The organism is Deltaproteobacteria bacterium (assembly GCA_020845775.1).
GTDB lineage: Bacteria > Bdellovibrionota_C > UBA2361 > SZUA-149 > JADLFC01 > JADLFC01.
In genome coordinates, this window is the sequence record JADLFC010000028.1 from 20,255 (window position 1) to 34,675 (window position 14,421).

A 14,421-nucleotide genomic window follows, 5' to 3' on the forward strand; every position below is an offset into this window, starting at 1 on the left:
TTATGCGAGTTAAGGGTGCTGTAAAGGCATTGTTGCGCACAGGGCGAGAGGTCGATAACACGGCTAGACAGAGAGAAGCTTCGTTAGCAATGAATCGAGTTATCTCCGGAGGTGCTGTAGAGGCCGCGGTTGTGCCTGGCAACATGTGCGATATGCCCCAAGCCATTGTGGCTGAAACTAGTTTGCAGGCATTTGAGGATAGGGATTGGCGCCAATATTTTTCCACTCGCCTCCATGGTAGGGGTTTAGAGATAGGGCCGCTCCACCGGCCAATGGTGCGCCATGACGGAATGGATGTGGACTATATCGATCGCCTCACGGTGGAAGAGCTTCGTAGGCACTATCCTGAATTAAAGGAGTTACCGCTAGTCGAGCCAAACATCATTGGCGACGCTCAATATTTAAGCGAAATTTCCAACGACGCCTACGATTTTTTAATCTCTGCTCATGTCATTGAACACGTATTGAACCCCATACTAGCTCTTAAGGAGTGGTGTAGGGTTATAAAGCCAGGGGGACTAATATATCTCATCGTGCCTGATAAGCGCGTAATCTTTGACAAGAAAAGAGTTAGAACAACGCTGGAGCACTTAATCCTCGATTTTCTAGAACCTTCAAAGGAGCGCGATTTTGAGCATTATCTTGAGTATGCTCTCTTCGTGCATAACAAGATCGGGGCAGATGCGATCGAAGAAGCTAGGCGACTCATAGCAACTGATTATAGCATTCATTATCACGTGTTTATTCCAAGTGACATTGTTAGTCTTCTAAATTGGTTTTCGACTTGCGTTAGCAAGATTAAGATTCTCGAAGGACCTGTAATGGCGCCCGGGAGTGATGAATTCCACTTTCTCCTTTCTAAATTTTAGCTAGGTGGTAGTCTAGTCGGTGTCGCCAGCCTGCTTTCCTCGGTTGGTGATTATTTCTCTAGTCTTTGGCAGTTGTCGCGGAGCATTTTTAGTTGTTTTGTCGGTTTGTGGCGTAGCGTGTTGAGGGCTGTTTTTATCTGTTTTTGTGGGCTGTTCTTCTGCGGCAGGTGGGTAAGCTAGTTGGGCTCGCTTATATTCGACTAATTCGTCTATTGCCCAGTCAAATTCATCCGCTGTGGCTGCTTTGCTAGAGAAGAGGAGAATGGTAATTGCTAAGTGAGTAGTGAACAGAGTAGCGCGTATCAGATTGTGTTTATTCATGTTCTTAACCTCAATCGTGGCGTTTAGATAGTTGTTCCACTAATCATTAAAATTGCAATATATGCTTCAAATTAATGTAGAAATTCTTAAGGAGGATTTATAGAGTTGAGTTGTTTTCGTGCTTTAAGCGGACGACTGCTTGATTTAAAACGACAAGTTGATGAGCTTGACGGGGGAGTTAATGCTTGTGTGGTGGAAAAAGATTTAGCTCGTGGCGAACTTCCTAATGAAACGGCTGTAGTGGCCCAGCTGTATTTGGATGAAGCGGAGGAGATCTTTAATGGTTTTCGCGCAAGCGGATTGAAAACACTTTCTCGAGTTGCTGTTGGGAGGTTTTATGAGGCTCTCATACGAGCGCAGGTTGAGGTTGATAAGCTCGTCTATTCAGAGGTGGATCCGAATTCTGGATGGGTGGAATGGGAGGTCCTAGATTGCGATTTGGATAGACAAGACGAACTTATCGTAAACACGCAGCTATTGCGCCTGTACTTAGACGGCGAGAGCGGCGCTAGCATAGTTGAGCTAGACTATAAGCCTCGAAAGGCTAATTTAGTTAGTTTTCTACACGATGAGATGGGGCCGACGGAAAACTTGCAAGCACTTTTAAATATTAACCAACTTCCGTTATTAGAGCCCGCAGTCGAGGTTTATGACGTGGCAGCTGGTAGTAAAAAGAGTGCTTGTGTGTCGCATAGCGTCATTTCTTTGCGCACGCCAGATCTTTTGGGCATAAAATGTCGGCAAGACATCGAAGTGTCTGGAACCACACAGAGTACCTCCTGGAGGACGACTTTAGTAAAGGATTTTCTTTTTAAATCAGGCATTGGTGCGCATTGCGAAAATGCCACGACTGGTTTCTCTTTAGCATATTCTTTTAGCGGCGTTGAGTTGCCGCCAAAAAATACATTGCTTGCTATCGAGTGGAACGCAATGCTACCTACCGCAGTGCCGGAAGCTATTTCAATCTGCCCCCTACTAAGCGTAGGAGGTATCTCTACCAAAGAGCGCTTTAGTGGCGCAGAAAAAAAGTGGCTGAGCGGCGAGGACGTCGAGGGCGGCTTACATGGCGTTCGCCTTATAGATGGCGTGAGCGATTTGCATGTAGATATTAGGGCATCCAAACAACTGCTGGGCGTAAGTTTAGTGCCACTTTTCGCTACGCAAGTTATGGAAGAGGCTTGGGAAGGAGGAAATGGCAGCGATTACTGGGGCGTAAGGGCAGTTTTTGTCGTGAAACTTGCGAGCGATAGTGGTCAATTCGACGCCGTTAGTTTTTTTGTCTCTATATTGTAAAGCCTCATTTTTCTATCCCTAAGGCTTTTTCTGGTTTGGGGAGCAAGGCTTTTACCGCCTGGTGGCGCTCAACTTTTCTTATCCTGTCGTTCATGTCGTAGGTTACAACGATAACGTGCTTATCTCCCTGCAAAGCTTCTACTGGAGTTGTGAAAACTTCGGCCAAACCTAGAGTTGCGATGTCCACAACCGCATAAGTTGCAGCTCTACCGTAACTTTTTTCGTCATTAGTGAAAAATTGATACGTCGTGACCGAGCCAGAGCGAGTTTTGTGGCTGGAAATAATGTTGTTGAACTGCGCTTCGACTAAAGATTTTGGATTTCCAACCCTAAGAACTGAATCATCCGGCGCTTTGTCAGCATGAGCAGCCATAAAAACTGAGCAGCCGGAAAAAGCCAAGGACATTAAGGCACTTGAGATAGATCTTTTTAACGACATAGTTACCTCCTGTTGAGAAAAATACTGCTGAATTACTCTATGAGAGCTTAAGCAAGTAGCGTGCCAATAGATAAGTAGATTAGAGAGCAACAATGTTACTGAATGTGGCCTTAAAAAGATGCCTTTTCGACTGTCTAATGAGAGGTTACTCGGTAAGCGGTTAGACATTAAAAAAATACCGACTGCGGGGAGCGTTGCCATACGCTGCGCTCCCCGCAAGTGGTATGCAGGGCGGCGGAATGCCCACCCTGTTCTACCCCAAGCGCGAACCTTCTGGGAGACCTCGATTCCAAGAAGGGACTAACTGCTCTTCCTATTTAGCTATTACACAAGGGGACGCGAAAGAGTCATCATCTGAGCTCAATTCGTCATATTCATTTGCGCTATTGCAGAAGAATTCCTCAGGAATAGCCCCGATTAGCATTTCGACGGAATCCCTTCTAATCCGCCAATCTGCTCCAACTTTAAAACCATCTATTGCACCGTCTTTAATGAGCTCGTAGACTTTGGGTCGCTGAACTCTAAGCAGTGTCGAAACTTCTCTAACAGTTAAGAGAACAGGTATGTCTAAGTTATTACTCATTTTTGCCTCCATCGTTGCTTAAGTGGCGAATTAGCTGACAGTAAGTAAAGGTGACTAGTTTTCTATAATTGGTGTCCATAATATTGAGTATCCATCAGATTCGTTTAAATGCTAATCGCGGATTGTAGGAAAAGCGGGTAAGATGTTAACGGAATTTAGAATAGGTAATTTTCTTAGAGGCTACAGAGCAGTGTGTTTGGGACTGTGTTAGAGCAACAACAAAAGTAGTAATATTATGGCGTTAGCGGGACGCTGACGTTTGTTTTTGGCGTGCGAATATTTTGGTGAAATATAGATATGGGTTTTAGAGCTCCAATAAAAGAGATTGGTCGTGTCCTTCAACCTTTTACGGTCGTTCCAAGCGGGATAGACGAGCAGGTCTGCTCAGGGGTAGTTACTGATAGCAGGGAGGTAAAAGAAGGTAGCTTGTTTGTAGCGCGAAAAGGCGAGAGTCTCGATGGGCATGAGTTTATCGAGAAAGCGTTTTTAGCTGGTGCTAGGGCTTGCCTGGTAAGTGACGAGTGGCTAAATGCTAATTGCTGTATCGCCAAAGAGCAATGCAAAAAAGTTTTTCCTGGAAGAGCACTTATAGGCGTAGAGGATACAACTGTGGCCTTGGGCAAATTGGCGTCCTATTGGAGAGAACAGCTCAAAGTTCCAACAATTGTCCTTACCGGTTCTAACGGAAAAACCAGCACAAAAGAAATGCTTAGAACTATTCTAGCGCGATTGGTTGGCCATGGAACTGCAAACCTAAAATCGTTTAATAATCACGTCGGCTTACCACAAACGATCTTAGAGGCAGATGAAAATAGCAAATGGCTGCTACTAGAAGCTGGTATGAATCATTCGGGAGAGCTCGACTATTTGGGTTCGGTTGCAAAGCCCGACGTTGCGGCAGTCCTCAATGTGGGTTTGGCTCACTTGGGATTTTTTTCGTCGGTAGAAGAAATCGCAGATGCTAAGTGTGAATTATTGGCTCATGTTAGAACCTCTGGCAAAGTTGTTTTGTGCAAAGACGATGCCGAGTTGCAGCGCGCATTTAAGCGACTTTGCGAAGCCGGATTTGTGTCGCCAGCAGTCGTAACGTTTGGTTTTTCAGATCAGGCCGATTACTATGCCGCGGACTGGGAAAATCTTGGCTTCGGCGGGTCTAAATTTTTCGTAAACCACAATGGCAAGCGCTACGCCTCGTCAATTGTGCATCTCGGTAAGCATAATATTTGCAATGCGGTAGCAGCAATTGCAATTAGCCGTGCTGCCTTTCAGGATCTCGATGTTGCAGATATATGCGCGACACTAAGTGAATGTCGCAGAGCGCCAATGCGGCTGGAGGTAATAGAAGCGGCTGGCGTAAGGGTTATTAACGATGCGTATAATGCTAATCCAGTATCTATGGGAAAGGCTTTAGAGGTTGCGGCTAGCATGATAAATGGAAGTTCGGACAGGCGGAATTCTTTTGGAGTGATACTGGGAGATATGTTAGAACTTGGGGAGCGCGCTGAGTCGTTTCATCGCGAACTTGGCAAACAGGCTGCTCGTTTGGGTGCAGAAAAGTTAGTAGCTTTTGGGAATTTCGCTGAAGTAGTGGTAGAAGCCGCGCGAGGCGAAGGTTTGGATAACAGCGCCGTTGCAAAAAGTCAGCTCGAAGCTGCTCAGTTATTCTTGCACAATATGCCAGCAAATATTGGAGTTGTATTAGTAAAAGGCTCTCGTGGCATGGCGTTAGAAAAATGCGTGACAAAACTAGTTGGGGAGCTAAATGCTATATCATCTTCTGTATCCGCTGCGTGATATTTTCGGGGCGCTCAATGTCTTTCGCTATTTGACATTCCGCTCGATGTTGGCGTTTGTCATTGCGTTTGTGTTAGTGCTCGTATTCCAGCCAGTGTTTATTAAGTGGTTTCGCGTTCGCTATCTTGGGCAGCCGATTCGAAGCGATGGCCCACAGACGCATCTTTCTAAACAAGGGACGCCCACTATGGGTGGGCTCGTCGTAGTGCTCGCGGTCGTCGTTTCGACTATGCTGTTAGCGGATCTAACCAATATATATGTCTGGCTTACGGTAGGTGTTACTCTCTTGTATGGATGCCTGGGATTATTAGATGATTTTTATAAAGTCAAAGTTAGAAATAGCAAGGGTCTTAGTGCGCGAAAAAAGTTTTGGACGCAGGTAAGCGTGGCGACTGTGGCGGTCATTATGCTAATGGCCTTTGCTCCTGGTTTTTCGACTGTAGTTGCGGTTCCTCTATTAAAGAATTTGAGCTTTGATTTGGGCTATGCGTTTATTCCGTTTGCAGTTTTTATCATAGTTGGATGCTCGAATGCGGTTAATTTAACTGACGGCTTGGATGGTTTAGTAATAGGGCCTGTGATGACGGCAGCGTTTACATATGGAGTTTTTGCCTACGTTACCGGGAACTCCGTAATTTCGTCCTATTTGCAGATTTCCTATGTTCCTGGTTGCGGTGACTTGTCTATTTTTGCAGCGGCTCTCGTGGCGGCTGGCTTGGGCTTTTTGTGGTTTAATAGTTTTCCAGCGAGCGTTTTTATGGGAGATGTCGGGTCGCTAGCATTAGGTGGGGCGCTAGGAATTTTAGCGATTATTACAAAGCAGGAGTTGTTGTTAATTATTGTTGGTGGCGTGTTTGTGGTAGAAACGCTTTCGGTGATTATCCAGGTGTTGTCGTTTCGCCTTACTGGGAAACGCGTTTTTAAGATGGCCCCGATTCACCACCACTTTGAGCTAAAGGGTTTAAACGAACCAAAGATAATCGTGCGTTGTTGGATAATTTCAATCGTACTTGGTTTAATTGCAATTTCGACATTAAAACTCCGCTAGGAAATATTAACGCGCATTTTTTCGGAGGCAGTAAGTATGGAAAGAAACGAGAGAGAAGAAAATCTTCGCAAGCTTCTAAAGGCGGCTTTGGAAAGCGGTGGCAAGCCATGGGTGTTAGTAATTGGAGCGGGTGTTACGGGGCTAGCACTTGTGCGCTTATTTACAGAAGCTGGTTTCTGCGCAGCAGTAATAGATGAAAAGAGGCTCGCGTCTTCAGTTTTGGAGGAGCTAGAGGGCTATGGCGCGATAGTGCGTGATGGTTTCGACGAGGGGAGCGATGAGATGGTGTCGGAGCTAGGGGCTCGCGACTATGCTCTTGCAGTAAGGAGTCCGGGCATAGGTTCGAGCAACAAAATGCTCAAATTTGCGAAAAGTCTTAGTATTCCGCTTTTTTCTGAAGTGGAACTGGCAGTTGCTTATCTCGGGCGACCAGAGATTGCCATCACCGGCACGAATGGGAAAACCACGACGGTTCACCTAGTAGAGGCTATGTTTGAGGCTGCTAAACGCGAGGTGCTAATGCTTGGCAATGTTGGACGTCCCTTTGTGAATGCAGTCAATCCACAGTCTCTTAGGCTGGGCATTTGCGAAAATAGAGGTAGCTCTGTTGTTGCGGAGATTTCTAGCTATCAGCTGGAGCAGTCGCCTGAATTTGCGGCTCACATAGCGGTGTTTTTAAATTTAGACGACGATCATCTGGAGCGGCACGGTAGTGTTGAAACTTATAGGGATATTAAGTCGCGGATTTTTGCAAATCAAGATTCTGAGAGCGATTGGTCCTTAATCTGCGTTGATTGTCCATATGCTGATTATATGCGCTTCAGTTGCAAGGGGCGCTACTTTCCGTTTGGATCTCTCAAGGACCTAAGTGGTGTGCCTAATGCGTGTTATTTAGACACTTCAGCCAATAGGGTAGTATTTAGGTTAGGTGAAATCGAAGAGGAATACTCGCTATCGAATTGGAGTCTCATAGGTTACCATAATAAATTGAATCTAATGGCTGCTGTGGCAGCCTCGCGATTAGCCGGAGTGAGTAGAGAGGCCGTCCAGAGCGTTATTGATACTTTTAAATCGCTGCCTCACAGACTTGAACCAGTGGGGGAATTTTTTGGTGCGTTGTATGTAAACGATTCTAAGGGCACTAATGTTTCCGCTGCCTGTGTTGCGATAGATGCTATGAGGGATTATCGCCGGGGGGCGAGAATATTTTTGTTGTTGGGCGGTCAAATCAAGCGTGGCAGTTTTATGTCTCTAGCGAGAAAGATCGAAAGCGATGTTAGCGGAGTTATAATATTTGGCGCGTATCGCGATGAGATTCGGCGAGCACTGGGGGATCTCCCTTCGCAAGCCTTTGTGGAAAGTGTGCCAACTCTATCGGACGCGACGGCGCGCGCGATGGAGTTAGCGGCTAGTGGGGATGTGGTTTTGTTTAGTCCGGCCTGTGCAAGTTTCGATGCTTATCCCAATTACGTTGCTCGAGGAGAGCATTTTGGTAGTTTGGTGAGGGAATCAGCCGAACGGCGAGGCAGTGGCGAGGACGGATATGCCTCGGTTGCTTATTAACTTGTTTAAAAGGGCTTTTTTGTGAGTTTTGGCGGGGTTCTTAGTCGTCGGAGCGCGGTGTCGTTTGGTGTGCGTAGCGATGGTTATGCTGTAGGTCGAGTGGACTCTTGGATTCTCATAACTACCTATCTTCTGTTGGGCGTAGGGGTGTTGATGGTGTTTTCGACCACGGCCGTTAGTTCGGCAGAATTGTATGGCGAGTCGACTGTTTATTTGAGAAAGCATTTACTGCACCTGATAGTAGGACTCGGTGCTCTCTACACAGCCACTAAAATTCCATCGGATCTGCTTGGTAAGGTTTCTGGATATCTTCTCATCGGGTTAATTTTTTTGCTCGTGCTGGTGCTTTTTCCGGCAATTGGCAGAAGTGCGGGCGGTGCGCGTAGATGGCTAGAGCTTGGTCCGCTAAGTGTGCAGCCTGGCGAATTAGCAAAGCTTGGAGTAGTGCTATATTTCTCGTCTTACGTAGAGCGGCGGAAGTTTCAACTTAGCAGTTTTTGCCGCGGCGTCGTTATGCCGCTAGTCGTAGCGAGCGTGCTGGTTTTTTTGTTGTTGTTAGAGCCTGATTTTGGCACTGCCGCCGTTATTATGGCAATAGTAGTCTGTCAGCTATTAGTTGCTGGCGTTAGGATAGCTCACTTGCTTGGCTTGGGCCTCTTTGCTGCTGCTGCGATCGCTACGCTAATATTTGTTTCTCCCTACCGCATGCGTCGTTTCTCGACCTTTATCGATCCCTTTAGCGATGCAACCAATGCTGGCTATCAGTTGATTCAGTCCCTAATAGCTGTTGGTTCCGGTGGTCTCTACGGTGCAGGTTTGGGAGCCGGAAAACAAAAGCTATTCTACTTGCCAGCGGCACATACCGATTTTATTTTTGCCGTTATAGCTGAAGAGTTAGGGCTTATTGGGGCTTTGGCGGTAGTTTTGCTATTTATGGTGTTTGCATATAGAGGCTATATACTGTCAAAGCGTCTTTCCTTTTCTCCGTACTTATCTACTTTGGCTGTGGGATTAACTCTTCTAGTGGTCATGCCCGCCATACTAAACATTGCCGTCGTGTTGGGATTGCTCCCAACCAAGGGCATGGTTTTGCCGCTTGTGGGATACGGCGGGAGCGCTATGGTAATGTACCTATTTGCTATAGGTATGCTCCTTCGCCTTTCGAAACATTCGGAGCTTAATATCGATGTTCGGAGCAGCAGGAGTGAGTTTTAAGGCTAGAAAAAAAATACATTGGCCTTGTTTGGAGCATTGCCCGGAGGAGTAACTCGTTGATATTATAGAATATCTGTGCATTAACTCACTGTCGGTTGAGCGAGTTTTTTATGACACAGTTCGCAGGCAATGTTTCATAACCAAGTTATGTCAAGTTTGTGGTGTTGAAGTAGGTAATACTCCTTTAACGTTTAACAGGCGAAAATGGGCTAATGGTTTCTAACCACGGTTTGTAAGACTACTGTCTGTAGGACTGCCGTCTGTAAGACTAGCGTCTGACGGGGTGTAGAGGCGAGAAGGAGGAAGGCTAAATAACAGTTTGATTGATAGAATATATTGATAAGGAGCGGTATGAAAAGAATTCTTTGTTCGGTAGGGATAGTTTGTGCTTTGAGCTCACCAGCAATTGCCGCCGATAGTATTACGGCGTGTGGTGAGGGAGTTGGAGGTCTTCCATCGGTGTGGGACACGAATGGCACGTCGACATTTTACAATGATGGCAATGTTGGTATTGGCACAGATTCTCCCAGTGAGAAGTTGCATGTAAAGGGCACTATTAAAGCTGACAATATTAAAATTGGCGATCAGGCCTTAGACGATCGCTATCAGAGCAAGAATCCCTTGATTTGGTTTAGCCCGGAATATACGCGAACGCAAGACCAGGCAGCTGGAACTTTTCGAAACGTGCTCGGCACTAAGTCAACTTATTCCTTTTGCGCTTTGTCGCGAAGTGTCCACGGCGGAATTGACAGTGGCGATCATCAGGGAAATTACACTGGTGGCTGTACGATCGAAATAGATGGCACAGAGTGGGTTCTTAAGATGACGAAAAGTGGAAAGTATGCTTACGTCTCCTGCCAAGCCATTTGCATGAAAAAATAACTCGATCGCATCTTGCGATTGTTATGATTTATGGGCGCGTTAAAAAACGCGCCCATAATTTTTTTTACTATTACTTAGGTAGGTAACAGTAAAAAAGGCTTCACCTCACTTGCCGATCACTTAACTGTACCTGCATCCTGCGACTGTTTAGTAAAAGTGTGGATCTCGTGAATTACTTCTGGAAATAATGGTTCATCCAGGGGCGCAATGATTCGGTAGACGCAGTGTTCTGAGTCATCAATAAAGTTAAAATCGATTTGTCCGATGCCAATTGAATCTCCGCTAGTGCGAGTGGTTCCCTTGCCTAACGTGATCCAACTCGCATCTTCGCTACAGCTGCGAACTTGAATAGCGAATCCTAGTCCGGGGAGTGGGACGCTGTTTTGGCTAAGCCAAATTTTCGCTGTGCACTCAACGCCCTGCGGTGCAGCATTAGTCTGGCGAATAACACGGCGATTCTCGAAAAAGAAGTCGCAGGTACCGACGATTTTCGCGCGCACTTCAACTCCTTCGACCACAATTAAGTTAGAGTTCTCATTCACCTCGAGTTCTACAGATATGGTCGCTGGCTCTGCTGGAACATCCTCAACCACCACAGTTTCAGAAATGCTACCTTGTTCTGTTTCGCCCTCTACTAGTAGCTCTACATCCCCCGATATACTGCTAGTCTCAATTGAAAACTGTCCGCTCTCATCCGTAGTGGCGGTTTCGCCAGTCTCGGCAATGGTCACACTAATATTAGGCAGCGGCCCGTTTTTTGCTGAGGTGATTGTTCCCTCGAATGCCGCACCTCCGGTCCCCACTGTGCCGCCACCGGCGCAGCCGCTAAGCAAAAAAAGGCTTATCGCCAAGAATATGCAAGAAAACTTATAAAGTCTCACTTCCGTTCTCCTTCAAGAAATATCAAGCTAATCACTATTTTTAGCGGCAATCTGATTTGCCTCCTGTATATCGGCGGGAATTTCGACTCTGCTAAATGTTCCCAACGTCACTCGCCCGCCGCCCTTTTTGGAATGCAAGAGAGGATTTAAATCCCTGTCGAATTGCGAGAGGTAAGCTCTAGCCTCAGAGTGAAGTTCCATTCCCTTTTGTATAAACCAGTCCTTAATTTCCTGAAGCTTGTCTAGGCAAATATTGTCATATCGAGTTTTTAGATGCAGATTGGGAGTCGTGGGCTGGGCGAACAAATTTTCATCTACTGCCGACACGAGATCTCCGATGTCGTCCGCCAAAAGCATTAAGCCATTCTTAGCGTCGCTGCTAAGAGAATAAGCATTGCGTAGCAGCTCGACAGTATTGCCGTCTTTGCGCGCGATGCCCAGTCTCTCCAATTCAAAGAGCACGCTGTAGTGACTTAAGTCTTGGCTAACCGAGGAAACCAATTTTGCAAACTCGCTCTCGATACCTTCAAATACTAGTTTTCGAGGCTTGTTCCCCCGCGAGGAAAAATCCGGCTGCCTCTGCCAAGCGCCAATTACCTTGGTCAGGAGGTTGTACTCGTCTTTGATGTCAAAGGAACTCTGTATTAGTCGCGATATGTCTCGTCGCTGTAAACCAGTGATTATTGAAAGACGGCTCAAGCTAACATCCTTCTTATTGGCCTCAAGCACGCTATCACTTGCCGCCGACACAAAAGCCTTCTTTGCGGCCTCGCTAAACTCCTGAAATTTAAAGCCTTTTTGAATGCAAAAAAAGCATACCGGCTTTAGTAGCCTGACTAGAAAATCGAATACGACTTGGCGAAACTCAGTTTGCATTTGAAAAATGTGTATTAACCCCGTTAGCTAGTGTCGTACTCTACTCCAATAATATCGCCCAAGCAAGAGAAATGAACCGTCAGGGATCATTTTTGAGCCCTGCCAATAGAGGCCATCTATCTGGAATTATTGCTTGTTCTGACTTCATGGCAAGTCTCTATGGCAAGTCCGCATAACATCTTAGCAGCTAAGGTTGATGAGGCATTTAGCATGCCGCGATCGATTTACTGGGGAGTTTCCCCAGTGTGTAATATGCTCTGCCTTTGAGATGGATTTTTTTTCGAATTTGGCTAAAATGTCGAATCTCTAGTCTTTGTCGCAAGTGATGTTTGGGCTTGCGGAGTGCTATTAGTGTTTAGAGGTAGTTTTTGTGGCTAGTTGTTGTAGAGCCAATTGTCGTCAGCTCGATAGTAATATATCTGCGTGCCGTTTCGCGGCGAGGAGGCAAGCAGCAGAGAGCGGGAACGTTACTTTTTTTCTGGCAGTCGTTTTGCCAGTCCTATTGACGCTTACAGTTTTGTTGATAGATGTTAGCGGGTATTATTCACATCGAAGTTTAAGCCAGGACTTAATAGATAGCATTGTTACTCAGGCAAGCAAGGCTTTGCCAGATAGAGACGCTGCACGTGCACTCATTCATAGTGAGCTTGCTCTTCATCCAGGTCTGTCGATTTCAAGTGGGGCAGATGGCGAGCGGCTAAGAATCGATTCTTCTGGCATATCGCTAAGTGTTAGCGGAAGCTATACGGCGAGTTTTGCCGGGTTTCTACCCAGAGTAAATGGCGAGCCGCTTAAATTTCGCTACTCGCATGCGTCATCTGCGCGCGTAGTGCCAAACGATTACGTGTTCGTAATTGCAGATGGTAGCTCGTTAAGACCGCCGTCTCACAGTGCTTGGGGAGATAGCGGTCAGTGGGCGGCCTCAAAATATTGGAACTTTGTCTATAATCCAAACCCCGATAATCTTGCTTCGCTTACAGAGCCGTTATTCTGGGCGGCTTGGGACGGTGAATGGGAAAGTGATTCTTTTCGCCGATGGGCTACACAACACTGTTTTAATCCGGCGCTAAGTGCTGTTAAGTTGGCCGCAATAAGTCTGATAGATGTTTTCGGGGCTTCTGAGCAGTCTCGAATTGGTCTGGTTCATACTCCGGGCAATGACAATGCACTAGGATATGCCGTCACTAGATCTTTAGCGTTTCCTTCGCAAGACGGAACCAAGAGGCACGCTGCTTGGGCGAACTACTTTGAAAAGGAATCATTTACATCTGACGAGTTGTGTAGCTTTATTGCTAGCCCCGCGATTAGCGATGAAATGCGTTATTCCCTTGAAGATGTAAGTCACGGGTATGGTTTAGCTAGCGGAGCCACAATGAGGTGTGAGTTGCCGGGAACAGGGGACGTTTGGGGCAAGGTGCACTTTCCGTTAGGTAAACTCAGCGCAGAGTGTTTAGACTCAGTTAGCCTTCGCCAAGCAGTTTACTGGCGGGCGTCAAGACAGTATTCCCATATGGTAGACGGTGCAAATATTCTACTGGCCATAGACCAGGCGTATCAACAGTTACTTCTCGCGAACTCGGTTCTTTCAGATATTGATGAGGCAAGAGCAAGGCGCGGCAATTTGTCCGCCATTAGTGGCAAGAATATTATTGCCATAACTGATTGGCTCTTCGAAGCGGGGTCTCAAAAGGTCATGTCTTTGTTGGATAATCTTAAGTCTACCAATGTTAACCTGATTTTCGTTACATTGATTCATCCTGGGCTAGCGGAAGATAAGCGAAGTGAATTGAGCAGGCGGTACGCACTGTTGCAGGCGTACGCGGAGGATTTTGCAAATGTTAACCTCTATCTTGCCAATTCCCCTGAAGAGCTTACAAGAAAAGTCATACCTTTTATTTTAGCAACAAATAGGCAGGTTGTTATTAGAAAGTGAGTTTTAAGCGCAAGAGAAATATATTGTTTTGTCAGTGGGGCAACGGCTTGCTAGAAACGGTTCTTTTTACGCCGCTTGCACTGTTTTTTTTACTCGTCGTAACGGATGCCGGCTTGTATCTCGTTAGGAAGTCGGTTTTTACAAACGCTGTTAGAGCTGGATTGGCATCAAGGGCTCATCACGCAAATAGCTCGCCACTTTATTTGGATTCAAATTTTGCATTGAGAGTCGACGAGGGAGTTTTAGAGGAAATTCTCGATGGCGTAGTTAAGGAAACATCGGATGCAGTGACAAAGGGAATGAGTTCGGCGAGCTTTGACGACTATAAACTCAGGGCAGTCGGTGTGGTGTTCGAAGTGGATGAGCATAGCGGAAAACTGCTTAGATACTCATTTAACGGATCTGCAGAAAGTCATGGAAACTTTAGTCTAAAAACTCGCGCGCCTCGCTATCCGTATAAGACACAGGAGACGTTTCTTCGCGAACAGCTAGACCACGCTAACTCGCTTAGTCCCAGTAGTTACTCAGTTCCAACGGGGCCTATCGTGGATCCGCAGACTGGTTACGCTTCTAATAGATACTACGGCATTTCGCTAGGAATTTACGTTGAGCTTACTGCGCTTACCGGTGGATACGCACCCTCAGCAGTGAAAAACTCGCTTGGCGAGTATTTTGCAATTCAACAGCAAGAACTTGAACTTTTGCACATGCGCCGATAGTCGCC

The 14,421-nt window shown here is 46.3% G+C and carries 14 protein-coding genes; 9 read left to right on the forward strand and 5 right to left on the reverse strand.

Annotated features, from left to right (window positions below; all coding sequences use genetic code 11):
- The first annotated feature begins 2 nt into the window (after nt 1-2).
- Complete coding sequence (locus tag IT291_01715) at nt 3-869, forward strand: methyltransferase domain-containing protein (GenBank protein MCC6219938.1); 867 nt, start codon at nt 3-5, stop codon at nt 867-869.
- Nucleotides 870-881: 12 nt separating this feature from the next.
- On the opposite strand, the gene IT291_01720 is transcribed toward IT291_01715, so the two are convergent.
- Nucleotides 882-1,190, reverse strand: coding sequence for a hypothetical protein (locus tag IT291_01720; GenBank protein MCC6219939.1), 309 nt, complete (start codon nt 1,188-1,190; stop codon nt 882-884).
- Between the two features lie 105 nt (nt 1,191-1,295).
- Between IT291_01720 and IT291_01725 the strand changes: the two genes are divergently transcribed.
- Nucleotides 1,296-2,483: a DUF1926 domain-containing protein gene (locus tag IT291_01725; GenBank protein MCC6219940.1), complete on the forward strand. Its 1,188-nt coding sequence runs from the start codon at nt 1,296-1,298 to the stop codon at nt 2,481-2,483.
- Between the two features lie 4 nt (nt 2,484-2,487).
- On the opposite strand, the gene IT291_01730 is transcribed toward IT291_01725, so the two are convergent.
- Both IT291_01730 and IT291_01735 read right to left on the reverse strand, forming a co-directional pair.
- Nucleotides 2,488-2,922 carry a hypothetical protein gene (locus IT291_01730; protein MCC6219941.1) on the reverse strand — a complete coding sequence of 145 codons (435 nt, stop codon included), beginning with the start codon at nt 2,920-2,922 and terminating at the stop codon, nt 2,488-2,490.
- Nucleotides 2,923-3,235: 313 nt separating this feature from the next.
- Nucleotides 3,236-3,505, reverse strand: coding sequence for a helix-turn-helix domain-containing protein (locus IT291_01735; GenBank protein MCC6219942.1), 270 nt, complete (start codon nt 3,503-3,505; stop codon nt 3,236-3,238).
- 297 nt (nt 3,506-3,802) lie between these two features.
- Here IT291_01735 and IT291_01740 point away from each other — a divergent pair, with 297 nt between their 5' ends.
- The 5 genes from IT291_01740 to IT291_01760 all read left to right on the forward strand — a co-directional run bounded on the left by IT291_01740 (nt 3,803) and on the right by IT291_01760 (nt 10,007).
- Entirely contained in the window at nt 3,803-5,299 is a 1,497-nt protein-coding gene (locus IT291_01740) for a UDP-N-acetylmuramoyl-tripeptide--D-alanyl-D-alanine ligase (GenBank protein ID MCC6219943.1), read from the forward strand.
- A complete protein-coding gene (locus IT291_01745; GenBank protein MCC6219944.1) occupies nt 5,268-6,347 on the forward strand; it encodes a phospho-N-acetylmuramoyl-pentapeptide-transferase in 1,080 nt (359 codons plus the stop codon). Before IT291_01740 ends, IT291_01745 begins: the two co-directional genes overlap by 32 nt.
- A gap of 36 nt (nt 6,348-6,383) precedes the next feature.
- Nucleotides 6,384-7,910 (forward strand): UDP-N-acetylmuramoyl-L-alanine--D-glutamate ligase, encoded by a 1,527-nt coding sequence (murD, locus tag IT291_01750; protein MCC6219945.1) that lies wholly within the window; start codon nt 6,384-6,386, stop codon nt 7,908-7,910.
- A 21-nt stretch (nt 7,911-7,931) separates the two neighbouring features.
- Entirely contained in the window at nt 7,932-9,125 is a 1,194-nt protein-coding gene (gene ftsW / locus IT291_01755) for a putative lipid II flippase FtsW (protein MCC6219946.1), read from the forward strand.
- A 351-nt stretch (nt 9,126-9,476) separates the two neighbouring features.
- The gene (locus IT291_01760; protein ID MCC6219947.1) at nt 9,477-10,007 is read left to right on the forward strand and encodes a hypothetical protein; all 531 of its coding nucleotides are present in this window, start codon (nt 9,477-9,479) and stop codon (nt 10,005-10,007) included.
- 116 nt (nt 10,008-10,123) lie between these two features.
- On the opposite strand, the gene IT291_01765 is transcribed toward IT291_01760, so the two are convergent.
- Nucleotides 10,124-10,888, reverse strand: coding sequence for a carboxypeptidase regulatory-like domain-containing protein (locus IT291_01765; GenBank protein ID MCC6219948.1), 765 nt, complete (start codon nt 10,886-10,888; stop codon nt 10,124-10,126).
- Nucleotides 10,889-10,915: 27 nt separating this feature from the next.
- Nucleotides 10,916-11,764, reverse strand: a complete 849-nt coding sequence (locus tag IT291_01770) for a hypothetical protein (protein ID MCC6219949.1) — start codon at nt 11,762-11,764, stop codon at nt 10,916-10,918.
- A 370-nt stretch (nt 11,765-12,134) separates the two neighbouring features.
- On the opposite strand from IT291_01770, the gene IT291_01775 reads away from it, so the two are divergent.
- Both IT291_01775 and IT291_01780 read left to right on the forward strand, forming a co-directional pair.
- Complete coding sequence (locus IT291_01775) at nt 12,135-13,697, forward strand: hypothetical protein (protein ID MCC6219950.1); 1,563 nt, start codon at nt 12,135-12,137, stop codon at nt 13,695-13,697.
- Nucleotides 13,694-14,416: a pilus assembly protein gene (locus IT291_01780; GenBank protein MCC6219951.1), complete on the forward strand. Its 723-nt coding sequence runs from the start codon at nt 13,694-13,696 to the stop codon at nt 14,414-14,416. The genes IT291_01775 and IT291_01780 overlap by 4 nt, the downstream gene beginning before the upstream one ends.
- The last annotated feature ends 5 nt before the right edge of the window (nt 14,417-14,421 follow it).

Coding starts and splice junctions, on each gene's coding strand:
- IT291_01715 (MCC6219938.1), top strand. CDS start 3: ATGCGAGTTAAGGGTGCTGTAAAGGCATTGTTGCGCACAGGGCGAGAG.
- IT291_01720 (MCC6219939.1), bottom strand. CDS start 1,190: ATGAATAAACACAATCTGATACGCGCTACTCTGTTCACTACTCACTTA.
- IT291_01730 (MCC6219941.1), bottom strand. CDS start 2,922: ATGTCGTTAAAAAGATCTATCTCAAGTGCCTTAATGTCCTTGGCTTTT.
- IT291_01735 (MCC6219942.1), bottom strand. CDS start 3,505: ATGAGTAATAACTTAGACATACCTGTTCTCTTAACTGTTAGAGAAGTT.
- IT291_01740 (MCC6219943.1), top strand. CDS start 3,803: ATGGGTTTTAGAGCTCCAATAAAAGAGATTGGTCGTGTCCTTCAACCT.
- IT291_01745 (MCC6219944.1), top strand. CDS start 5,268: ATGCTATATCATCTTCTGTATCCGCTGCGTGATATTTTCGGGGCGCTC.
- murD (MCC6219945.1), top strand. CDS start 6,384: ATGGAAAGAAACGAGAGAGAAGAAAATCTTCGCAAGCTTCTAAAGGCG.
- IT291_01760 (MCC6219947.1), top strand. CDS start 9,477: ATGAAAAGAATTCTTTGTTCGGTAGGGATAGTTTGTGCTTTGAGCTCA.
- IT291_01770 (MCC6219949.1), bottom strand. CDS start 11,764: ATGCAAACTGAGTTTCGCCAAGTCGTATTCGATTTTCTAGTCAGGCTA.